This is a genomic window from Methylobacterium sp. WL12 (genome assembly GCF_008039475.1).
GTDB classification, from domain to species: domain Bacteria; phylum Pseudomonadota; class Alphaproteobacteria; order Rhizobiales; family Beijerinckiaceae; genus Methylobacterium; species Methylobacterium cerastii.
This window is the reverse complement of the sequence record NZ_VRUW01000015.1, coordinates 1-21079: the sequence shown is the minus strand read 5'-3', so window position 1 is coordinate 21079 and position 21079 is coordinate 1. Positions and strand designations below refer to the sequence as shown.

The following is a 21079-nucleotide window of genomic DNA, read 5'->3' as shown; positions in this document are numbered from 1 at the left end:
GTCATGACGTGGTATGAGTGAATCCTTCCAAGCCCTCGAGATCCCGCCCGACGCCCTGGAACAGGGCGGCATCGAGGTGCTGCGCGCGGCCGTGGTCGACGGGGCCGTCAGCGTGGCGCTGCGCCGGTCCTTCGACGACCCCGCCACCTGGGGCCGCCTGATGGTCGACCTCGCCCGGCAGGCGGCCCGCGCCTACGCCCTGGAAACCGACATGTCGGAAGAGGAGGCGTTCGACCGCATCCGCGGGGGGTGGGAGGCCGAGGGCCTCGATCCCGGCGGCCTGAACTAGCGGGGCCCGAGCGCATGGCCGAGCCCGCACTGCGTGTCGCCACCTATGCCGACCTGGAGGCCGTTCCGGCCGATCGCGTGGCCGAGATCGTCGACGGGTCGCTGGAGACGCATCCGCGGCCGCGGCCGCGCCATGCGATGGCGGCGGTGGGCCTGGCCACGGAGCTGAACGCACCCTTCGGCCGCGGGCGCGGCGGGCCGGGCGGCTGGATCTTCATGGTCGAGCCCGAACTCCACCTCGGCGTGCAGGTGGTGGTCCCCGACCTCGCCGGCTGGCGCCGCGAGCGGCTGCCGGCCGAGCCCAAAACCGCCTTCGTCGAGACCGTGCCGGACTGGGTCTGCGAGATCCTGTCGCCGGCCACTGCGCGGCTCGATCGCGGCCCGAAGCGCCGCATCTACGCGGAGGCCGGCGTCGGGCACCTGTGGCTGCTCGATCCCGCCGACGGGGTGCTCGAAGCCTTCGCGCTCGCCGGCTCCCAGTGGCTGCTGCTCGGCACGGTGGCGCGCGGCGAGACCGTGGCCCTGCCGCCCTTCGACGCGGTTCCGTTCCCGCTCGACGACCTGTTTCCCTTCGCCGACCCCTCGGCCGACCCTTTCGCCGATCCCCGCGCCGAACCCGACGCTCCCTCCCTGCCCACGGACGAGACCTGAAGCCATGCCCGTCAACGTCCTGATGCCCGCCCTCTCGCCGACGATGGAGAAGGGCAACCTCGCCAAGTGGCTCAAGAAGGAGGGCGACGCGATCAAGTCGGGCGACGTGCTCGCCGAGATCGAGACCGACAAGGCGACCATGGAGGTCGAGGCGATCGACGAGGGCGTGCTCGCGCGTATCGTCGTGCCCGAGGGCACCGCGGACGTGCCGGTCAACGACCTGATCGCGGTGATCGCCATCGACGGCGAGGATCCGGCCGGGGTCCAGGCGGGCGGCTCGGCCCCTGCCGCCGCCCCCGCGGAGGCGCCCAAGGCCGACGCGTCGTCGGCGAACGAGAACGCCACGCCCGGCGGCGGGCACATGTCCTACGCGCGGGTGAACGAGGCCCCGGACGGGGCCCAGCCCGCCGCCAAGGCGGACGCCGCCCCGCAGGGCGGCTCGGGCGAGCGCGTCTTCGCCTCGCCGCTGGCCCGCCGCATCGCCAAGCAGGAGGGGATCGACCTCTCCGCCGTCCAGGGCTCGGGCCCGCGCGGCCGGGTGATCGAGCGCGACGTGCGCGCAGCCAAGGCGGCCGGCACCGGCAAGGTGGCCCCCACGGCGGCCCCGCAAGCGGCCGCGAAGGCGCCGGAGGCCGCAGCGCCGAAGGCTGCGCCCGCCACGGCGCCCGCGACCAGGGCCGCCGGCCTCACCACCGACCAGGTCCGCGGCTTCTACGCCAAGGACAGCTACGAGGAAGTGCCCCTCGACGGCATGCGCAAGACCATCGCCAAGCGCCTCACCGAGGCGATGCAGGTGGCGCCGCACTTCTACCTGACCGTCGATTGCGAGATCGACGCGCTGATGGCGCTGCGCGAGCAGCTCAACAAGAGCGCGGCCAAGGACAAGGACGGCAAGCCGCTGTTCAAGCTCTCGGTCAACGACTTCGTCATCAAGGCGATGGGCCTCGCCCTGACCCGGGTGCCGATGGCCAACGCGGTCTGGGCCGAGGACCGGGTGCTGCGCTTCAAGCACGCCGAGGTCGGCGTCGCGGTGGCGATCGACGGCGGGTTGTTCACGCCCGTCATCCGCCGGGCCGACGAGAAGACGCTGTCCACCATCTCCAACGAGATGAAGGACTTCGCCGCTCGCGCCCGCGCCAAGAAGCTGAAGCCGGAGGAGTACCAGGGCGGCGTCACCTCGGTGTCGAACCTCGGCATGTTCGGGATCAAGCACTTCACCGCGGTGATCAACCCGCCGCAATCCTCGATCCTGGCGGTCGGCGCCGGCGAGAAGCGGATCGTGGTCAAGGACGGCGCCCCCGCCGTCGCCCAGGTGATGACCGCGACGCTCTCCTGCGACCACCGCGTGCTCGACGGGGCGCTCGGGGCCGAGCTGGTCGCCGCCTTCAAGGGCCTGATCGAGAGCCCGATGGGGATGCTGGTCTGAGGACGGACCGGCCGCGCATCCGCGCGCGGCCGGGTCCCGCCGCCCGGGCGACAGGGTCCCGCTGAACGAGCAACCGGCGCGCAACACCTTCTGAATACATTATCTCTCGGCGTTGAGCCGGATTCGCCGCTCTGCTAGCACCGCCTCCAACGGCCCGCGGATCAACCCGGGCCATCGGAGGACTACGCCCGTGGAACCCGTCCAAACCTGGAATCAGGTCTACGATCCGTTCGGCAACCCGTGGCTGTCGACGCTCGCCGCCTCCGTGCCGGTGATCGCGCTGCTCGCCATGATCGCCAGCGGCCGGGTCAAGGCCCACGTCGCCGCCGTCCTCGCCCTGATCCTGGCCTTCGCCATCGCCGTCGTCGCCTTCGGCATGCCGGTGGGCCTCGCGACCCGCGCCTCCCTGCTCGGGATGGTGACCGGCTTCTTCCCGATCGGCTGGATCATCCTCAACGTCATCTTCCTCTACCGGCTGACGGTGGAGAAGGGGTGGTTCGCGACCCTCCAGCAATCGGTGGCCGGCATCACCAGCGACCGGCGGCTGCAGCTGCTGCTCGTCGCCTTCGCCTTCGGCGCCTTCTTCGAGGGCGCGGGCGGGTTCGGCACGCCGGTGGCGGTCACCGGCGCGATCCTGATCGGGCTCGGCTTCTCGCCGCTGGCCGCATCCGGCCTCTCGCTCATCGCCAACACCGCGCCGGTGGCCTTCGGCGCGCTCGGCGCCCCGATCCAGGGCCTGGCCTCGGTGACGGGCTACGACCCCTACGTGCTCGGCGCGATGATCGGCCGCCAGCTGCCGGTGTTCTCGCTGATCGTGCCGTTCTGGCTGATCTGGGTGTTCGCGGGCTTCCGCGGCATGATCCAGGTCTGGCCGGCGATCCTGATCTGCGGCGGCGCCTTCGCGGCGGCCCAGTTCGGCATCTCGAACTACGTCAACCCGTGGATCGTCGACATCGGCGCCTCGATCGCGGCGATGGGCGCGCTGGTGCTGTTCCTGAAGGTCTGGAAGCCGGCCGCGATCTGGACCTCGCCGGCGCTCCGCGGCAACGACCCGTCGATCGGCTACGGCGAGCCCCGGCCCGTGGCGCTGGGCGCCGGCGTCCCGTCCGACCTGCCGCGCGCGCCGGTCTCCACCGGCCGCACCGCCTCGTCGTCGGAGATCGCGCTCGCCTGGCTGCCGTGGGTCATCCTGTCGGTGGTCGTGGCGATCTGGGGCACCGGCTGGTTCAAGGCCATCGTGAACCCGATCTTCACCTGGAAGTACGAGGTGCCGGGCCTGCACAACGTGATCATGAAGGTGCCGCCGGTGGTGGCCAAGGCCCACCCGGAGGGCGCCGTCTTCCTGTTCACCTACATGTCCTACACCGGCACCGGCGTGCTGATCGCGGCGTTGATCTCCGGCGCGATCATGCGGTTCTCGCCCCTGCGCCTCGTCACCGCCTACGTCGAGACGATCTGGGTGCTGCGCTACTCGCTCGTCACCATCGCGGCGATGCTCGCGCTCGGCGTGCTCACCCGCTACGCCGGCGTCGACGCGACGCTCGGCCTAGCCTTCGCCGGAACCGGCATCCTCTACCCGTTCTTCGGCACCCTGCTCGGCTGGCTCGGCGTCGCGCTGACCGGCTCGGACACGGCGTCGAACGTCCTCTTCGGCGGGCTCCAGAAGATCACCTCGGAGCAGCTGGGGCTCTCGGGCGTGCTCATGGCCTCGGCGAACTCGTCGGGCGGCGTGATGGGCAAGATGATCGACGCCCAGTCGATCGTCGTCGCCTCCACCGCCACCGGCTATTTCGGCCAGGAGGGCAAGATCCTGCGCTTCGTGTTCTGGCACTCGATCGCGCTGGCCTGCCTCGTCGGCGGCCTGGTGATGCTCCAGGCCTACGTGCATCCCTTCACCGCGATGGTGATCCACGTTCCGTAGCCGCCGACGCGGGCTCCCGAAACGAAGAAAGCCCGCCCCCTTCGACGAGGGGGCGGGCTTTTCCTTTGGCGGCTCCGAGCAGGGCCGGGCGGGCCTCAGGCCGCCCGCACGCCGGCCAGGAAGTGATCGACGGCGCCGCGCAGGTCGCCCGCCTGGCTCGACAGGGCGCTCGCCGCCGCGAGCACCTGGGCGGAGCCGGAGCTGGCGGTGCCGGCCGCCTCGCTGACGCCGCCGATATGCTCCGAGACCGCGCGGGTGCCGGCCGAGGTCTGGGCGGTGGTGCGGGCGATCTCGCCGGTCGCCGCGCCCTGCTCCTCGACGGCGGCGGCGATGTCGCCGCCGATCCGCGCCAGCCGGCGGATCACGTCGGTGATCCCGGTGATCGCCTGGACCGAGGCGTCGGTGGAGGCGCTGATCTCGACGACCTTGGTCGTGATCTCCTCGGTCGCCCGGGCGGTCTGGCCGGCCAGCGACTTCACCTCCTGGGCCACCACCGCGAAGCCGCGTCCGGCCTCGCCCGCGCGGGCCGCCTCGATGGTGGCGTTGAGGGCGAGCAGGTTGGTCTGGTCGGCGATCTGCGAGATCAGCCCGACGATCTGCGCGATGCTGCCGGCCGCGGCGGCGAGGCGCCGGACCTCGCCGGCCATGCCCTCGGCGTCGCGCTCGGCCGCCGCCGCGAGGTCGGCCGACGCGGTGACCTGGGTGCCGATCTCGGCGACCGACGCCGAGAGCTCCTCGGTCGCCGCCGCCACGGTGTCGGCCGACAGCGCCGCCTCGTGCGAGGCGTGGGCGACCTGCCGGCTCAGCGACGAGGCGTCCTCGGCCGCCCGGGACATGCCCTGCGCCGCCGCCTCGAGCTGGGTCGCGGCCGCCGAGACCGCCTCGACGATGCCGCCGACCCGGTCCTCGAAGCCGTCGGCAAGCTCCAGTGCGGCGGCGCGGCGGGCCGCCTCGGCGTCGGCCGACATCCGCTCCTGGACCGCGCGGCTGCGGCGGCGCTCGGCGACGTTCTCGCGGAATTCGACGGCGGCGGCCGCGATGGCGCGGACCTCGTTCGGGCCGCCCTGCGGGATCTCCACGGCGTCGTCGCCGCGGCCGATGGCGGTGAGCGCCCGCGACATCCGGGTCAGCGGCCGGGCCACCGCGGTGCCGAGGGCGAAGGCGAGGGCGCCCGACAGCAGGAAGATCGCGAGCGCCGCCCCCGACCAGATCGCCAGCGCCCGCTCGGCGAGCGCGCGGACGCCGCCGGCCTCCGCGGTGAGGTCGGCGGTGAGGCGGTCCTCGACCGCCTTGAGGCCGTCGATGCGCTGGGTCGCGAGGCGGAACCAGAGCGGGGCGTCGCGGAAGGCCAGCGGCTCGCCGGGCATGGTGTCGAGGGCGGCCTTGCGCAGGCGCGCCACCTCCTGCGCCGGGGCGGAGGCCTCGCTGGCGTCGAGCAGGGCGCCTTGGGCTGGCTCCGCCCGCGAGCGGAACAGGGTCTCGTAGGTGGCCTGGTCGGCCAGGAGCGTCGCGAGGCGGCGGGTCCCGGCGAGGTCGAGGCTGCCGGAGGCGAAGGCGGCGGAGGCCGCGGCGCGCTCCTGGCCGGCATACTCCTTCATCGTCAGGAAGGCGGCGTAGGACGCGGCGTGGTTGGCGATCCCGACATGGCCGATCACGCCCGACATCGCGCGGACCAGCCCGAGGCCTTCCCCGATCACGACGGTGTAGGCCGCGGCCGCCTGGGGCGCCGTCGGCCGCAGGGCGTCGACGCCGCCGCGCTGCGCGTCGAGGCCTTCGAGCGCCTGCGCGAAGGCGGCGGCCCGGGCGGTGAAGGCGGGGCCGTAGGCCGCCGCGCCGGCGGTGACGGCGGCGGCCAGGCCCTGGCGGGCGGCGTCGGTGCGCGCGCGCTGGGCGACGAGCTCGGCCTTGAACTGCGTGCCCTTCGAGGCGAGGAACAGGCTGGAGCCGCCGCGCTCGCGCTGGCCCTCGTGGACGAAGGCGCTGATCCGCGAGGCGAGGCCGACCAGGTCCTCGACCTGGACCACTTCGGCGCGCTGCGCCATCCGGTCCGCGATCGCGACCCCGGCCACCGCGGCGAAGGCGAGGCAAGGTGCCAGCGCGACCGCCACGATGCGGCCGCGCAAGGACATCAGAACACCGGTCGTCATCCGCTTGCCAATCCTTCATTCGCACAAGGCTTTGACAAATGATAAAGCCGCAGGTGGTAAACAGGCGGTTGCAATCTAAGATCAGCTCGATATTTCAGCACACCAATCGATACAACCGCAGGCTTCCTCAGTCCGGCAGGCCGGTTTGGGACGGGCCGTCATGCTTTCCGGACGCCTGGGCAAGGTCGGCGACGGACGCCGGGTGCGGTGTCGTCCTACGGAGGAGTCGCTCGCGACCGCGCGACGGTTCCGGGTCCGTCCAACTCCGAGGCGATCATGACCCGTACCCTCCTCGCAGCGAGCCTGCTGATCGCCGGCCTCGCCGCCGCCCAAGCCCAGACCGGCGACATGAGCTGCGCCGACTATCTCAAGGCCGACGCGCAGGCGCAGGCCTCGCTCAGCCCCGCCGACAAGGCGATGATCGCCGCCGACCCCCAGGCCTCCGCGCTCGACGCCAAGATGCGCGCCTACTGCAAGGCCAACCCGAAGGCCTCCTCCTCCGAGGCGATGACGAAGGCGATGCAGTAAGCCGGGAAGCGGCCACGCCTCGGCGCCGGGCCCAGGCGGGCGTGGCGTGCGCGGCGGCGGCCCGGAACGGCTGGCGAGTTGCCCGCGTACGCGTTTCGTTCTAGCAGACGCGCAAGCATGCCGGGCCTGCGTCCCGCCCGCCGCACCTTGCCGAAGGCTTCGGACGGACGACATGACCCGGCGCGGCGGTCGCATTCGCGATCGCCGGATCCCGCCCGCGTCGACGCCTCGAAAGACCGCCCCCGCCATGGCCAAAGCCGTCGCCGCCAAGACGCCCGCCGGGAAGAACTCCGCCGGGAAGACGCCTGCCGGCAAGACTTCCGCAGCGAAGACTTCCGCAGCGACGACTTCCGCAGCGAAGCCCCCCGCAACCAAGGCGCCGGCGGCCGGGAAGCCCGCGAAGGCGAACCCGGCCGTCGAGGCCGAGGCCGGCATCGACGCGAAGCTCGAGCGCCTGTTCGACCGCGAGACGCCGGCCGAGCGCGACCGGCGGGTGATCTCGGTGCGCGGCGCGCGCGAGCACAACCTCAAGAACGTCGACCTGACGATCCCGCGCGACAAGCTCGTGGTGTTCACCGGGCTCTCGGGCTCGGGCAAGTCGTCGCTCGCCTTCGACACGATCTACGCCGAGGGGCAGCGCCGCTACGTCGAGTCGCTCTCGGCCTATGCGCGCCAGTTCCTGGAGATGATGTCCAAGCCCGACGTCGACCAGATCGACGGGCTCTCGCCGGCGATCTCGATCGAGCAGAAGACCACCTCGAAGAACCCGCGCTCCACCGTGGGGACCGTCACCGAGATCTACGACTACATGCGCCTGCTCTGGGCGCGCGTCGGCATTCCGTACTCGCCCGCCACCGGCCTGCCGATCGAGAGCCAGACGGTCCAGCAGATGGTCGACCGCGTCCTGGCGCTGCCCGAGAAGAGCCGGCTCTACCTGCTCGCGCCCGTCGTCCGCGGCCGCAAGGGCGAGTACCGCAAGGAGATCGCCGAGTTCCAGAAGAAGGGCTTCCAGCGCCTGCGGATCGACGGGGAGTACTACCCGATCGACGACGTGCCGAAGCTCGACAAGAAGCTCAAGCACGACATCGACGTGGTGGTCGACCGGATCGTGGTGCGGGCCGACATCGCCGCCCGGCTCGCCGATTCCTTCGAGACCGCGCTCGAGCTCGCCGACGGCATCGCCGACATCGAGTTCGCCGACGTGCCCGAGGGCGAGAGCAGAGAGAAGATCACGCTTTCGTCGCGCTTCGCCTGCCCGGTCTCGGGCTTCACCATCGCCGAGATCGAGCCGAGGCTGTTCTCCTTCAACAACCCGTTCGGCGCCTGCCCGACCTGCGGCGGCATCGGCCACGAGATGCGGATCGACGCCGAGCTGGTGATCTCCGACGAGGCGCTCACCCTCAAGCGCGGCGCCATCGGCCCCTGGGCCAAGTCCACCTCGCCCTATTACGGGCAGACGCTCGACGCGCTGGCCCGGCATTACGGCTTCAAGACCGACACGGCCTGGTCGCGGCTTCCCGAGGCGGCCCGCGCGATCATCCTCTACGGCTCGGGCAAGCAGACGATCCGCTTCGACTACGACGACGGCATGCGCAAGTACGCCGTCAACAAGCCGTTCGAGGGCGTGATCCCGAACCTGGAGCGCCGCTACAAGGAGACCGAGAGCGACGCCGCCCGCGACGAGATCTCGCGCTTCATGAGCGAGACCCCCTGCGCCGCCTGCGGCGGCAAGCGGCTGAAGGTCGAGGCGCTGGCCGTCAAGGTCGCGATGGAGGATGTCGGCGCGGTCACCGCGCTCTCGGTGAGCGAGGCCCACCGCTGGTTCTCGGAGCTGCCGGCCAGGCTCACCGCCAAGCAGAACGAGATCGCGGTGCGGATCCTGAAGGAGATCCGCGACCGCCTGTCCTTCCTCGTCGACGTCGGCCTCGAATACCTGACGCTGGCCCGCGGCTCGGGAACGCTGTCGGGCGGCGAGAGCCAGCGCATTCGGCTGGCCTCGCAGATCGGCTCGGGCCTCACCGGCGTGCTCTACGTGCTCGACGAGCCCTCGATCGGCCTGCACCAGCGCGACAACGAGCGCCTGCTCGGCACGCTGAAGCGGCTGCGCGACCTCGGCAACTCGGTGATCGTGGTCGAGCACGACGAGGACGCGATCCTCCAGGCCGACTACGTCGTCGACGTCGGGCCGGGCGCCGGCATCCACGGCGGCCGGATCATCGCGCAGGGCACGCCCGCGGAGGTCCTGGCGCATCCCGAATCGCTCACCGCCAAGTACCTCACCGGCGAGAAGTCCGTGCGGACCCCGACGGCGCGGCGCAAAGGGCGCAAGGGCAAGCTCGGCGTGTTCGGCGCCCGCGGCAACAACCTGAAGAACGTGGACATCGAGATTCCGCTCGGCACCTTCACCTGCGTCACCGGCGTCTCGGGCGGCGGCAAGTCCACGCTGATCATCGACACGCTCTACAAGGCGGTGGCCAAGCGCCTGAACGGCGCGCTGGAGCACCCGGCGCCGTTCGACCGGCTCGAAGGCCTGGAGCACCTCGACAAGGTCATCGACATCGACCAGTCGCCGATCGGGCGCACCCCGCGCTCGAACCCGGCGACCTATACCGGCGCCTTCACCCCGATCCGCGACTGGTTCGCCGGCCTGCCCGAGGCCAAGGCCCGCGGCTACCAGCCGGGGCGGTTCTCGTTCAACGTGCGCGGCGGCCGCTGCGAGGCGTGCTCGGGCGACGGCGTCATCAAGATCGAGATGCACTTCCTGCCCGACGTCTACGTCACCTGCGACGTGTGCAAGGGCAAGCGCTACGACCGCGAGACGCTGGAGGTGAAGTACCGCGCCAAGTCCATCGCCGACGTGCTCGACATGACCGTCGAGGAGGCCGCCGACCTGTTCAAGGCGGTGCCGACGATCCGCGAGAAGATGGAGACCCTGAAGCGCGTCGGGCTCGACTACGTCAGCGTCGGGCAGCAGGCCACCACCCTGTCGGGCGGCGAGGCGCAGCGGGTGAAGCTCTCCAAGGAGCTGTCGAAGCGCTCGACCGGGCGCACCCTCTACATCCTCGACGAGCCGACCACCGGCCTGCACTTCCACGACGTCGCCAAGCTGATGGAGGTGCTCCACGAGCTCGTCGACCAGGGCAACACCGTCGTGGTGATCGAGCACAACCTCGAGGTCATCAAGACCGCCGACTGGGTGATCGACATGGGGCCGGAGGGCGGCGACGGCGGCGGCGTGGTGGTGGCCGAAGGCACGCCCGAGCAGATCGCCGCGTCGAAGGCGAGCCATACCGGGCGCTTCCTGCGCGACGTGCTCGCCCGCCGCCCGGCCGGGAAGCCGCCGGCGTCCCGCGGGGCGGTCGCGCAGCCCGCCGCCGAGTAGGCGCGCCGTAAGCGACGGGGCGCGCCGCCGCCCCCGCCGAATGCCGGAAGCGGTCGGCAAGATCTGCCGAGTGGCCGCGCCGCGCCGCGCACGATTCGGCGGGCGGCGCGGCGGCCGCACGCGTCCGGGCACGGTCCGGCGGCTCGATCGAGGCCTTCGCGGCGCAGTCGAAGGCCTCGGACCGCGTCGGCGCCCGGGCGAACCGTCCCGCCCGCCTTGCCGAATCCTCCCGCTCCGCTTCCTCCGCCAAGGCGCTGAACGGCATGCGCTATTCTGCCGGATAGCGATCCCGTCCGCTGGGTTCCGGTCACTGTTGCGCCGCGACAAGATTGCGGCATTTGAGCAACGGTTCGGCTCTCGCTGATCAGATTCGAGGCATTCCACTGTCTTTCGCCGACGCTCTGTAGAATAGTTATCAGCGTTGAGACACGGGCCGGCTTCGTAGGGGGCGCTTGGCACATCTCGCACGGGAGCCGCGCAGACGGCAGACCGGCAAGGTAGTGCAGAGGCGGCGGGACGAAGCGCGGAAATCCTTGGGAAGGAACGAGAAAATGATCAAGAACTGGCTTGCCGCAGCAGCGGTGATGCTTTCGGTCGGCGTGACCGCGACGGAAGCCTTCGCCCAGACCACCACGATCCCCGGCGAGCAGGTCGGCCTGGCCACCGGCGCGCCGCTGCCCGAGGGCGTCTACGCGATCAACACCTTCATCTACCGCCGGCCCGACGCCACCTTCGGCGCCGACACCGCGATCAACATCCCGGTCCTGGTCTGGTCGACCCCGCTGGTGCCGTTCGGCGGCCGCGTCGAGCTGCTCGTCGCCCCCCCGACCGTGTTCGCCTTCACCCGCAACCGGGCGGGCGTCCCCAACCAAGACATCTCGATCAACGTCGGCACCTTCGTCGGCGGCATCTGGGCGTTCGACCTCGGCGGCAACGTCGGCGTCAGCGTGCTGGGCGGCGCCTACCTGAACGACCTCAACGGCGACCGCGGTTCGCTCGGTGGCGTCACCCCCGTCCTGCCGCAGCTCGCCTCCAACACCTACCGCGCCGGCCTCGCCGTCAGCTACACCGGAGACGGCTACAACCTCACCGCCAACCTCACCGGCAACTTCTACGACTCGCCCGGCCGCTTCGACGGTCGCGTCGGCGCCTTCCTCGGCCCGCAGGTGATCTCCGACGCCCTCAACCTCGACCTCACCGCCACGAAGAAGTTCGGCAAGTTCGAGATCGGCGCCGTCGGCTACGGCACCGTCAACGTCGGCCGCAACTCGGCCATCGTCGGCCGCGGCGGCCGCTTCGCCCTCGGCGGCCTCATCGGCTACGACTTCGGCGTCTTCACCGCCCAGCTGATGGTCGCCCGCGACGTCGTCACCTCGGCCACCTACGCCACCTTCGACGGCCGCACCCGCGACAACTACTCCACCGACGGCTTCATCCGCCTGATCGCGCCGCTCTACTCGGTCGCAGCCCCGGCCCCCGCGCCGACCCCCCTCGTCCGCAAGTACTGAGAGCCGCACGACCCGACGGCCCGATCCGCGACGGATCGGGCCTGAAGCGAAAGACCGTCCGATCCACGAGGATCGGGCGGTCTTTCGTTTTCGGACGCTTGGCGGCGCCGGAAACGCGCCCGCGCCGAAACCTTTCCGCGCGACGTCCCGTAAGAGCGCCCGTAACCCCCGGTCGCCGGGGTCCTACGAACGGTCAGGACACGCCATGACGTCGCATCACGCTTCCCGCCTCGCCACCTTCGCGCTCGCGCTCGCCCTCGGCGCCGCGCCCGTCGCCGCCTTCGCCAAGAACCCGATGGTCGGCGGCGCGCCGATGTACGCCAACAAGACGATCGTCGAGAACGCGGTCAACTCCAAGGACCACACCACGCTGGTCGCCGCCGTGAAGGCCGCCGGCCTCGTCGACACCCTGTCGGGCCCGGGCCCGTTCACCGTGTTCGCGCCGACCAACGCCGCCTTCGCCCGGCTCCCGGCCGGCACGGTCGAGACGCTGGTGAAGCCCGAGAACAAGGCCACCCTCACCAAGATCCTGACCTATCACGTGGTCTCCGGCGTCTACACCGCCAAGGAGCTGATGGCCGAGGTCAAGAAGGGCGGCGGCGAGGCCCAGCTCAAGACCGTCGAGGGCGAGCCCCTGGTGGTCACCTCCAAGGGCAAGAAGGTCTACGTGACCGACGCCAAGGGCAACACCGCCACCGTGACCATCGCCAACGTGATGCAGTCGAACGGCGTCATCCACGTCATCAACGGCGTGCTGCAGCCCTGATGGCGCGGCCGCGGTCCGGCCCAGACGCCGGACCGCGGCACGATACGAAGAACGCCCCGGACCTCGCGGTCCGGGGCGTTCTTCGTTCGAAGGTCAGGACGTCTCGGCGTCAAGACATCCCAGGCCGCCGGGCCGTCCGCCTCACTCGCGGATCAGCGTGCCGGAATAGACCACGGGTCCGGTCGGCGTGCCGTTCGGCGAACCGCCGGGCGGCTCGACCGTGACGGCGATGAGTCCGCTCGCCGCGGTCTCCGCGGGCAGGGCGATCCGGGTCGCCGCGGGGCCGACGAGGCCGATCGCCTTGGGCGAGGCGCCGGCGCCGATGTACCAGAGCTCGAGGCTCTTGCCGGAGGGGGTCTCGGCGCCGACCGGGCGCACCTCGGCGGTGCCGGCTTTCGTATCGATCCGCAGCACCAGGGCCGGCAGCGCGCCGCCGCTCTGCACCACGGCGAGGTAGCGCGTGCCGGGCGCCGGCTCGTCGCGCCGGCCGCCGACCGCGACGAACAGCGCGAGCCCGGCGGCGAGCAGCCCCGTGCCGCCCGCGGCCAGGCGCCAGCGCCGGACCTGGGCGCCGAGGCGTATCACGCGGTCGTCGTTGGCGGGCGTGGGCGGATGCGCAGGCGAAGCCGCGGCAGCCCCCGGCGCCGCGGCGCGCGCCAGCGCCCCGGCGATCCCGGGCCAGACGTGGTCCGGCGGCGTCTCGTCCGGCACGGCGAGGGCCAGCGGCCCGAGGCGCTCCTCCCACGCCGTCACCGCGCGGGCGGTGGCGGGGTCGACGGCGCGCTCCAGCTCGAACGCGGCGCGCTCGTCGAAGGAGAGCGTGCCGAGCACGTATTCGGCGGCGCGCTGGTCGCGCTCGATTTCGGGTCCGGCACCCATGGATCCTGCGCTCATGCCTGCTCCTCCAGGCAGCCCTTGAGGGCGCCGAGCGAGCGGTGCAGCCAGGTCTTGATGGTGTTCACGGGACGGTCGTAGTGGCTGGCCAGCTCCTCGCGCGACCAGCCCTCGCAATAGGCCAGCATCACGCAGGCGCGCTGCGCCGCGTCGAGGCGGGCGAGGCAGGCCGTGAGCGTGCCGCGCCCGACGATCGCCGCCTCGGTGTCGTGCGGGTCGATGAGACGTTCCACCCAGTCCTCGCCGTCCTCGCGCACCGGTCCCTGGACCTCGCCCTTGCGGCGGATCCCGTCGATGGCGCGGTTGCGCGCGATGGCGCAGAGCCACGTCATCGGCCGCCCTGATTCAGGAGCGTAGGAACCTGCCGCCTGCCAGACCCGAAGGTAGACGTCCTGCAGCACATCTTCGGCCACGCTCCGATCCCGCTGGATACGCAGGATGACCCCGTAAAGTTTCGGTGAGGTCAGGTCGTAGAGCGTGCGCAGCGCGCCCGCGTCGCCGCCGGCGATCGCGCGCAGGATCCGCTGCAGGGTGGCGTCGTCGCCCAAAGATCGTCCCCCGTCCCGTTCGCAGGTCCTCCCGCCGGCGAGGGCGATCGATCGGGACCGTTGCGGCAAGGGTTAGCGCATTCTGCGGTGATGAGAAGCCGTGGCGCCCCGATTGCCGCGGTTCTCCCGCGGGATGCGAAAGCGGAAAGGCGGCATCCCATGACGGTCGCGCTCGCACGCCGCCGCCGCGTCGCCCTGCCGGGGTGTCGCTCGCCGACGGCGCGTCCTATCTCCCCTGATCAAGGTACGCCGCGTGCGTATCCGAAACATTCGACCGACCCTCCGGCCCCGCGCCGGAGCGCAGACATCTCGAAGGACCGACGCGGCATGGCCTCGCAGGGTGACTGGAAAATCCCGGCTTCGACGCAGCCGAAGCCGGGCGATTACGGCTACGACCTCGACCATGCGCTGGCGGCGATGGTCCAGCTCTCCGCCCGCGTGCCGGCCGAGGCCTTCACCGCCGAGACGCTCGGCACCGAGCGGGCGGGCAACGGCGTGGTCATCGGCGAGGACGGCCTCGTGCTGACCATCGGATACCTGGTGACCGAGGCCGAGAGCGTGTGGCTCACCACCAACGACGGCCGCTCCGTGCCCGGCCACGTCATGGGGTTCGACGCCGCGACCGGCTTCGGCCTGGTCCAGGCCCTCGGGCCTCTGGGCGTGCCGGCGCTCAAGCTCGGCTCCTCCGGCAGCCTGAAGATCGGCGACCGGGCGGTGGTGGCCGGGGCCGGCGGTCGCCAGCGCTGCGTCGCCGCGCAGATCGTCGCCCGGCAGGAATTCGCCGGCTACTGGGAGTACGTCCTCGACGAGGCGCTGTTCACCGCGCCCTCGCACCCGAACTGGGGCGGGACCGCGCTGATCGGCCCGGAGGGCGACCTCCTCGGCATCGGCTCGCTCCAGCTCCAGCAGGGCGGCACGTCGGGTCCGCGGGCGATCAACATGGTGGTGCCGATCGACCTGCTGCCGCCGATCCTCGACGACCTGACCTCGCGTGGGCGCGCCAACCGTCCGGCCCGCCCCTGGCTCGGCCTCTACGCCACCGAGAGCGAGGACGGCGTCGTGGTGATGGGGCTGGCCGACAACGGCCCGGCCGAGGCGGCGGACCTGCGCGCGGGCGACGTGATCGAGGCGGTGGCGGGCGAGCCGGTGGCGGACCTCGCCGACTTCTTCCGCAGCGTCTGGGCGCTCGGCGAGGCGGGCGTGCGCGTGCCGCTGACGATCCGCCGCGACGGCCGCGCGATGAAGCCGACCCTGGTCTCTGGCGACCGCGAGCGCTTCCTGATGAGCCCGCCGCTGCACTGACCCGGCCGCCTCGGCTTGGCTGCGAGGCTTGGCCACCAGGCTTGGCCACCAGGCTTGGCCACCAGGCTTGGCTGTACGCCCGACAACACGTCCGTCAGTGGAAATTCATCCGGGACGACGTAGATTTCCCGCTGCCCGGCCATTCCCTTCCTGGCCGGACATCGAAGGAGATCGCGTCATGACGCACGTGAAGACTTTTGGTGTGGCCGGCCTCGCCACGGCAGCCGGCCTGGCAGGAGCGGTGCTCCTCGCACCCGCCGCTCAGGCGCTGCCGCTGGCGCCGCTGTCCGGCGGCGCGCTGATCGAGACGGTCGCGGGCGGCTGCGGCCCCGGCTTCCACCCCAATCCCTGGGGCATGTGCCGGCCGAACTGGGGCCCGCGTCCGTACTGGCGGCGCCCGCCCGGCTACGGCCCCTACGGCTACGGCCCGCCGCGCCCGTTCTACGGCCGCCCGGCCTATTACGGGCCGCGCCACTTCTACTGAAACCCCGCACGGCCCGCACGCCGGGCCCTCCACGACGGCGCCGCATCGCGGATCTTCCGCGGTGCGGCGCCGTCGTTTTCAAGATCATCGCGCGGAACGACAGTCTTACGCGGGCGCATCGACCGGCGTCCCCGATTCAGCGCAGACGACCGCAAGATCATCCGCCCCGACCTGGCCATCCGAGCAGGCCACGACGCGCCCGCGACCTATGCGCGCGACTCCGCCAGCGCGGCAGCCTCGAAAACAGGCTTTCCAAAACCTTGCCAAATCGTTGTGCGGCGCATGTCGAAGCTGCATGGCAGGCTCACCGAGCGCGGCCTGCCGCTGCGCTGCAGCAAGCTTATATGTGCATTGCACCAACAAGAGGCATCGGTGCCCACGCGGTCGTCACCGTCTGCCTGAACAAAGGTCAATGTCATGTCCGCCGCCCGTAGCGTCCTCAGCCGTTTCCGCGCCTACCTCCGTTACCGCGAGACCGTCACCGAGCTGTCCCGCCTGTCCGATCGCGACCTCGCCGACCTCGGCATCAACCGCTTCGAGATCCAAGGCATCGCCCGCGGCTGATCTTCCGGACGTCTGCCGGCCCGTTGCTTCGGGCCGGCCCGTTCCGGTATCCCGGGGCATGTCCAGCTCTAGAAACACCATCCACGTCGTCGGCGGCGGCCTCGCAGGCTCCGAATCCGCCTGGCAGATCGCCGAAGCCGGCCACCACGCGGTCCTGCACGAGATGCGGCCGGTGCGCGGCACCGAGGCGCATCACGGCGAAGGCTTGGCCGAGCTCGTCTGCTCCAACTCCTTCCGCTCCGACGACCCGAACGGCAACGCCGTCGGCCTTCTGCACCAGGAGATGCGCACCCTCGGGTCGCTGATCCTGCGCGCGGCCGACCGGCATCAGGTCCCGGCCGGCGGCGCGCTGGCGGTCGACCGCGACGGCTTCTCCGCCGCCGTCACCGCCGCGCTCGAAGCGCATCCCAACGTCACCATCGTCCGCGAAGAGGTCGCCGGGTTGCCGCCGGAAGCCTGGGGGCCGTGCATCGTCGCCACCGGCCCGCTGACCGCGCCGTCGCTCGCCGAGGGGATTCGCGCGATCACCGGCGCCGACGCGCTCGCCTTCTTCGACGCCATCGCCCCGATCGTCCACCGCGACTCGATCGACATGGACAAGGCGTGGTTCCAGTCGCGCTACGACAAGGTCGGGCCCGGCGGCACGGGGGCCGACTACATCAACTGCCCGATGGACCGGGCGCAGTACGAGGCGTTCATCCAGGCCCTCGTGGACGGCGAGAAGATCGGCTTCAAGGAGTGGGAGGCCTCGACGCCCTACTTCGACGGCTGCCTGCCGATCGAGGTGATGGCCGAGCGCGGCGCCGAGACCCTGCGCCACGGCCCGATGAAGCCCGTCGGGCTCACCAACCCGCACGATCCTCAGGTGAAGGCCTGCGCCATCGTGCAGCTGCGCCAGGACAACGCGCTCGGCACCCTCTACAACATGGTCGGGTTCCAGACGAAGCTGACCTATTCCGAGCAGGTCCGCGTCTTCCGCACCATCCCCGGCCTGGAGAACGCGGAGTTCGCCCGCCTCGGGGGGCTCCACCGCAACACCTATCTCGACAGCCCGCGCCTGCTCGACGCGACCCTGCGCCTGAAAGTCCGGCCGTCGTTGCGCTTCGCCGGCCAGATCACCGGCTGCGAGGGCTACGTCGAGAGCGCGGCGATCGGCCTGATGGCCGGGCGCTTCGCCGTGGCGGAGGCCGAGGGCCGCGCCCTGGAGCCGCTGCCGCAGACCACCGCGCTCGGCGCGCTGATCGCCCACATCACCGGCGGCCACATCCTCGACGACGTGCCCGAAGAGCCGGGCGAGGAGACGGCCGAGGCGCTGGTGAAGGCGCCGGCCAAGCCGCGCTCGTTCCAGCCGATGAACGTCAACTTCGGGCTGTTCCCGCCGCTCGCCGCGATGCCGCGCAACGAGACCGGCAAGCGCCTGCGCGGGCCGGAGAAGGCGATGCTCAAGCGCCAGGCCCTGACCGACCGGGCGCGCGCCGACCTCTCGGCCTGGATCGCGGGCACGGTGCCCCAGGCGGCGGCCGCCGAGTAGCGGCTCCGCACGTCCGAACCATCACAAAAGTCCGGGAGACTCACGATCTCGCCTTGAGCCCGCGCCCGTCCCGGCGAACAGTGCTCCGAACGGCCGCGGCCGAAGCAGAGGGGGCGAGGCCGTGGCGGGATCATACGAGGGGTCGACCGGATCGAAGGTCGGGGCGGTGCTGCGGGTCACCAGCGGCAACTTCCTGGAGATGTTCGACTTCTTCCTGTTCGGCTTCTACGCGACCTACATCGCGAAGGCGTTCTTCCCGTCGGGCGACGCGTTCGTCTCGCTGATGCTCACCTTCATGACCTTCGGCGCCGGCTTCCTGATGCGGCCGCTCGGCGCGGTGCTGCTCGGCGCCTACGTCGACCGGGTCGGGCGCCGGAAGGGGCTGATCACGACGCTGGCGATCATGGCCGCCGGCACCGTGCTGATCGCCTTCGTGCCCGGCTACGCCACGATCGGGCTGCTGGCGCCCGGCCTCGTGCTGGTCGGGCGCCTGCTCCAGGGCTTCTCGGCGGGCGTCGAGCTCGGCGGCGTCTCGGTCTACCTGTCGGAGATGGCGACCCCCGGTCGCAAGGGCTTCTACGTCTCCTGGCAGTCGGGCAGCCAGCAGGTGGCGATCATGGCGGCGGCGGCGATCGGCTACGGGCTGAACCATGCCCTGATGCCGGAGCAGATGTCGGAATGGGGCTGGCGGGTGCCGTTCTTCATCGGCTGCGCGCTGGTGCCGTTCCTGTTCTACATCCGCAACTCGCTGGAGGAGACCAAGGCCTTCGCCGAGCGCAAGCACCGGCCGGAGGCGGCGGAGATCTTCCGGACGCTCGCCGCGAACTGGCGGATCGTGCTGCTCGGCATGCTGATGGTCGCGATGACCACGATCGCGTTCTACACGATCACCGTCTACACCCCGACCTTCGGCAAGAGCGTCCTGAAGCTCACCGACACCGACAGCCTGCTCGTGACCTTCTGCGTCGCGGTCTCGAACCTGTTCTGGCTGCCGGTGATGGGGGCGCTGTCCGACCGGATCGGCCGCAAGCCCCTGCTGATCGTGTTCTCGGCGCTCACCCTGCTCACCGCCTACCCGGCGCTCACCTGGCTCGTCGGGCACGTCAGCTTCGGGGCGATGCTCGCCGTGCTGCTGTGGTTCTCGTTCCTCTACGGCAGCTACAACGGCGCCATGGTGGTGGCGCTGACCGAGGTGGTGCCGGTGGAGGTCCGCACCGCCGGGTTCTCGCTGGCCTACTCGCTCGCGACCGCCCTGTTCGGCGGGATGACGCCGCTGGTCGCCACCTGGCTGATCGAGGCGACCGGCGACAAGGCGGCGCCGGGCCTGTGGATGTCGCTCGGCGGCGCCCTCGGGCTGTTCGCGACGCTGGTGATCTATCGCGGCGGCAAGGCGATGCCCGCCGGGGCGGCCGCTTCCGTGCGCTGAGGCCTGACGGTCCGCAGCCCGGCGCCTACGCCTGGGATGTCGCGTAACCGAACACGAAGCCGACGAATGTCAGGGCCGAGAGGCCGAACACCACGAGATCTTCACCCATTGCCGCCTCCGTTCCGATCGCTCCGAACGGACAAGCTTCGACGCGCCTCCGGGTTCCGGTCGCGGCCACGCGGTCGCGGCCACCCGGAGCATCAGCCGCACCGCAGCGCCATCAGCCGCCGGCCGGGGCGGTGGCCCTCCTCGCCGGTGTCGCGGAAGCCGAGCTTGGTCAGGAGGCCCCAGGAGGCGACGTTGCCGGGGCGGCATTCGGCGACGATCAGGCGGGCGGGGAAGCGGCGCGACAGCGAGCCCAGGATGCCCGTCACCGCTTCCGTGGCGAGGCCGCGCCCGCGGGCGGCGCCGCCGACCCAGTAGCCGATCTCGATCGCGCCGGGTCCGCGCAGGTGCGTGCCGACGACGCCGACGAGGGTCCGGCCCTCGCGCGTCCGCGCGCCGAAGAACCGGTCCTCGCGTCGCCGCCCGGAGGCGATGAGCGCGCGGGCGTCGGCCAGGGTGAAGGGCGCGGGCAGGAAGTCGACGGCGCCGGTGATCGCCGGGTCGTCAGTGAGGCTGCGCAGGGCCTCCGCGTCGTCGGGCGTCAGCCCGTCGATCGTCAGGCGCGCGGTCTCCAGACCGGGCAGGTCGCTCAAGCTGTCGGCTCTCGCGCGGCGGAAAAGCATCTGCACGGATGTGGGATCGGGTGGCGGTTCCCGAAAGAGACGCTTTGGCGGGGCGATCTCATCCCGCGCTCGTGCCGCGCCCCAGGGTCCTACTCGGCGGCCTCGAAGCCCGAGAGCGGCGCCTCGACGCGGCAGACCACCCCCTCGGGCTCGTAGGCGAGGCCGACAGACCCGCCGACCGCGCCGGCGAGGCCACGCTCGATCAGCCGCGACCCGAACCCTTTTCGCGTCGGCGCCGCGACCTTCGGGCCGCCGCGCTCGGTCCAGAGCATCCGCACCATCGCGTCGGCCTCGAGCGACCACGTCACGGCGACGCGACCGCCCGGCACCGAGAGCGCGCCGTACTTCACCGCGTTGGTGGCGAGCTCGTGCATCATCAGCGCGAGCGAGAGCGCCGCCTTCGGCCCGACCTCGATCGCCGGCCCGTCGAGGGCGAAGCGCCCGGCCTGGCCGTCGTCGTGGATCGCCAGCGCCCCGGCGATCACCGCGCCGATGCCGGCGCTCTCCCGCGCGCCGGTCAGGAGGATGTCGTGGGCCTTGCCCAGCGCGATCAGGCGGGCGGCCAGCGCCTCCTTGGCGGTCTCGAAGTCGGGCGCGTTGCGCAGCGTCTGCGAAGCGATGGCCTGGACCATCGCGAGGGTGTTCTTCAGGCGGTGGCTCAGCTCGCGGTTGCGCAGCGTCTGCTGGTCCTCGGCCTGGATCCGCCCGAGCGTGCCCCAGAGCCGTTCGGCGACCTCGCGCACGAAGGTGATCTCGCCGGCGGCCCAGTCGCGCGGGCCGCGATCGTGCACGAACAGCACCCCGGCGAGCCGACCGAGGCGGATCAAGGGCACGTTCACGGCGGCCTGCGCGCCCATGCCGGCATAGGCCGCGGCGTCGTCCGCGAGCGCCGGCTCGGCGATGTCGCGGATCGCCTGCGGCAGGCCCGAGGCCAGGCGCGCCAGGGTCTCGGGAAAGGCGGCGAGGGGGCAAGGCGGAAGGGGGC

Annotated in this window: 18 protein-coding genes; 13 read left to right on the top strand and 5 right to left on the bottom strand. The window is 71.6% G+C overall.

What is annotated here, in order from left to right:
- Window positions 1-13 precede the first annotated feature (13 nt).
- The 4 genes from FV226_RS08555 (at window position 14) to FV226_RS08540 (ending at window position 4286) form a co-directional block, all read left to right on the top strand.
- Entirely contained in the window at window positions 14-289 is a 276-nt protein-coding gene (locus FV226_RS08555; RefSeq protein ID WP_147762580.1) for a DUF5076 domain-containing protein, read from the top strand.
- A gap of 14 nt (window positions 290-303) precedes the next feature.
- Window positions 304-939 carry a Uma2 family endonuclease gene (locus tag FV226_RS08550; protein WP_147762579.1) on the top strand — a complete coding sequence of 212 codons (636 nt, stop codon included), beginning with the start codon at window positions 304-306 and terminating at the stop codon, window positions 937-939.
- A gap of 4 nt (window positions 940-943) precedes the next feature.
- Window positions 944-2365: a pyruvate dehydrogenase complex dihydrolipoamide acetyltransferase gene (locus FV226_RS08545; RefSeq protein WP_147762578.1), complete on the top strand. Its 1422-nt coding sequence runs from the start codon at window positions 944-946 to the stop codon at window positions 2363-2365.
- A 190-nt stretch (window positions 2366-2555) separates the two neighbouring features.
- Window positions 2556-4286, top strand: coding sequence for an L-lactate permease (locus FV226_RS08540; RefSeq protein ID WP_147752087.1), 1731 nt, complete (start codon window positions 2556-2558; stop codon window positions 4284-4286).
- A 95-nt stretch (window positions 4287-4381) separates the two neighbouring features.
- On the opposite strand, the gene FV226_RS08535 is transcribed toward FV226_RS08540, so the two are convergent.
- Window positions 4382-6433, bottom strand: a complete 2052-nt coding sequence (locus FV226_RS08535) for a nitrate- and nitrite sensing domain-containing protein (RefSeq protein ID WP_147762577.1) — start codon at window positions 6431-6433, stop codon at window positions 4382-4384.
- A 276-nt stretch (window positions 6434-6709) separates the two neighbouring features.
- On the opposite strand from FV226_RS08535, the gene FV226_RS08530 reads away from it, so the two are divergent.
- The 4 genes from FV226_RS08530 (at window position 6710) to FV226_RS08515 (ending at window position 12617) form a co-directional block, all read left to right on the top strand.
- Window positions 6710-6961, top strand: a complete 252-nt coding sequence (locus FV226_RS08530) for a hypothetical protein (RefSeq protein ID WP_147754629.1) — start codon at window positions 6710-6712, stop codon at window positions 6959-6961.
- Between the two features lie 247 nt (window positions 6962-7208).
- Window positions 7209-10343 carry an excinuclease ABC subunit UvrA gene (gene uvrA, locus FV226_RS08525; protein WP_246686103.1) on the top strand — a complete coding sequence of 1045 codons (3135 nt, stop codon included), beginning with the start codon at window positions 7209-7211 and terminating at the stop codon, window positions 10341-10343.
- Between the two features lie 551 nt (window positions 10344-10894).
- Window positions 10895-11851: a transporter gene (locus FV226_RS08520; RefSeq protein WP_147762576.1), complete on the top strand. Its 957-nt coding sequence runs from the start codon at window positions 10895-10897 to the stop codon at window positions 11849-11851.
- 205 nt (window positions 11852-12056) lie between these two features.
- Window positions 12057-12617, top strand: a complete 561-nt coding sequence (locus tag FV226_RS08515; RefSeq protein ID WP_147754815.1) for a fasciclin domain-containing protein — start codon at window positions 12057-12059, stop codon at window positions 12615-12617.
- A 141-nt stretch (window positions 12618-12758) separates the two neighbouring features.
- On the opposite strand, the gene FV226_RS08510 is transcribed toward FV226_RS08515, so the two are convergent.
- On the bottom strand, window positions 12759-13511 hold the full coding sequence (locus tag FV226_RS08510; RefSeq protein ID WP_147762575.1) for an anti-sigma factor: 753 nt from the start codon (window positions 13509-13511) through the stop codon (window positions 12759-12761).
- A complete protein-coding gene (locus FV226_RS08505; protein ID WP_147762574.1) occupies window positions 13508-14059 on the bottom strand; it encodes a sigma-70 family RNA polymerase sigma factor in 552 nt (183 codons plus the stop codon). Before FV226_RS08505 ends, FV226_RS08510 begins: the two co-directional genes overlap by 4 nt.
- 327 nt (window positions 14060-14386) lie before the next feature.
- Between FV226_RS08505 and FV226_RS08500 the strand changes: the two genes are divergently transcribed.
- The 5 genes from FV226_RS08500 (at window position 14387) to FV226_RS08480 (ending at window position 19366) form a co-directional block, all read left to right on the top strand.
- Window positions 14387-15361, top strand: coding sequence for a S1C family serine protease (locus FV226_RS08500; protein ID WP_147762573.1), 975 nt, complete (start codon window positions 14387-14389; stop codon window positions 15359-15361).
- Between the two features lie 178 nt (window positions 15362-15539).
- The gene (locus FV226_RS08495) at window positions 15540-15845 is read left to right on the top strand and encodes a hypothetical protein (protein WP_147762572.1); all 306 of its coding nucleotides are present in this window, start codon (window positions 15540-15542) and stop codon (window positions 15843-15845) included.
- 417 nt (window positions 15846-16262) lie between these two features.
- Window positions 16263-16409, top strand: coding sequence for a DUF1127 domain-containing protein (locus tag FV226_RS08490; RefSeq protein WP_147754277.1), 147 nt, complete (start codon window positions 16263-16265; stop codon window positions 16407-16409).
- 58 nt (window positions 16410-16467) lie between these two features.
- Entirely contained in the window at window positions 16468-17940 is a 1473-nt protein-coding gene (trmFO, locus tag FV226_RS08485; protein ID WP_147762571.1) for a methylenetetrahydrofolate--tRNA-(uracil(54)-C(5))-methyltransferase (FADH(2)-oxidizing) TrmFO, read from the top strand.
- A 121-nt stretch (window positions 17941-18061) separates the two neighbouring features.
- Window positions 18062-19366 carry an MFS transporter gene (locus FV226_RS08480; RefSeq protein ID WP_147754279.1) on the top strand — a complete coding sequence of 435 codons (1305 nt, stop codon included), beginning with the start codon at window positions 18062-18064 and terminating at the stop codon, window positions 19364-19366.
- Between the two features lie 200 nt (window positions 19367-19566).
- Here the strand turns inward: FV226_RS08480 and FV226_RS08475 are convergent, their stop codons facing one another.
- Both FV226_RS08475 and FV226_RS08470 read right to left on the bottom strand, forming a co-directional pair.
- Window positions 19567-20094, bottom strand: a complete 528-nt coding sequence (locus FV226_RS08475; protein WP_147762614.1) for a GNAT family N-acetyltransferase — start codon at window positions 20092-20094, stop codon at window positions 19567-19569.
- An 89-nt stretch (window positions 20095-20183) separates the two neighbouring features.
- On the bottom strand, window positions 20184-21079 hold an 896-nt coding region (locus FV226_RS08470), incomplete at its 5' end, for an HWE histidine kinase domain-containing protein (protein WP_147762570.1).

Coding starts and splice junctions, on each gene's coding strand:
- FV226_RS08535 (WP_147762577.1), bottom strand. CDS start 6,433: ATGACGACCGGTGTTCTGATGTCCTTGCGCGGCCGCATCGTGGCGGTC.
- FV226_RS08550 (WP_147762579.1), top strand. CDS start 304: ATGGCCGAGCCCGCACTGCGTGTCGCCACCTATGCCGACCTGGAGGCC.
- FV226_RS08475 (WP_147762614.1), bottom strand. CDS start 20,094: ATGCTTTTCCGCCGCGCGAGAGCCGACAGCTTGAGCGACCTGCCCGGT.
- FV226_RS08515 (WP_147754815.1), top strand. CDS start 12,057: ATGACGTCGCATCACGCTTCCCGCCTCGCCACCTTCGCGCTCGCGCTC.
- FV226_RS08500 (WP_147762573.1), top strand. CDS start 14,387: ATGGCCTCGCAGGGTGACTGGAAAATCCCGGCTTCGACGCAGCCGAAG.
- FV226_RS08495 (WP_147762572.1), top strand. CDS start 15,540: ATGACGCACGTGAAGACTTTTGGTGTGGCCGGCCTCGCCACGGCAGCC.
- uvrA (WP_246686103.1), top strand. CDS start 7,209: ATGGCCAAAGCCGTCGCCGCCAAGACGCCCGCCGGGAAGAACTCCGCC.
- FV226_RS08555 (WP_147762580.1), top strand. CDS start 14: ATGAGTGAATCCTTCCAAGCCCTCGAGATCCCGCCCGACGCCCTGGAA.
- FV226_RS08510 (WP_147762575.1), bottom strand. CDS start 13,511: ATGAGCGCAGGATCCATGGGTGCCGGACCCGAAATCGAGCGCGACCAG.
- trmFO (WP_147762571.1), top strand. CDS start 16,468: ATGTCCAGCTCTAGAAACACCATCCACGTCGTCGGCGGCGGCCTCGCA.
- FV226_RS08530 (WP_147754629.1), top strand. CDS start 6,710: ATGACCCGTACCCTCCTCGCAGCGAGCCTGCTGATCGCCGGCCTCGCC.
- FV226_RS08490 (WP_147754277.1), top strand. CDS start 16,263: ATGTCCGCCGCCCGTAGCGTCCTCAGCCGTTTCCGCGCCTACCTCCGT.
- FV226_RS08520 (WP_147762576.1), top strand. CDS start 10,895: ATGATCAAGAACTGGCTTGCCGCAGCAGCGGTGATGCTTTCGGTCGGC.
- FV226_RS08545 (WP_147762578.1), top strand. CDS start 944: ATGCCCGTCAACGTCCTGATGCCCGCCCTCTCGCCGACGATGGAGAAG.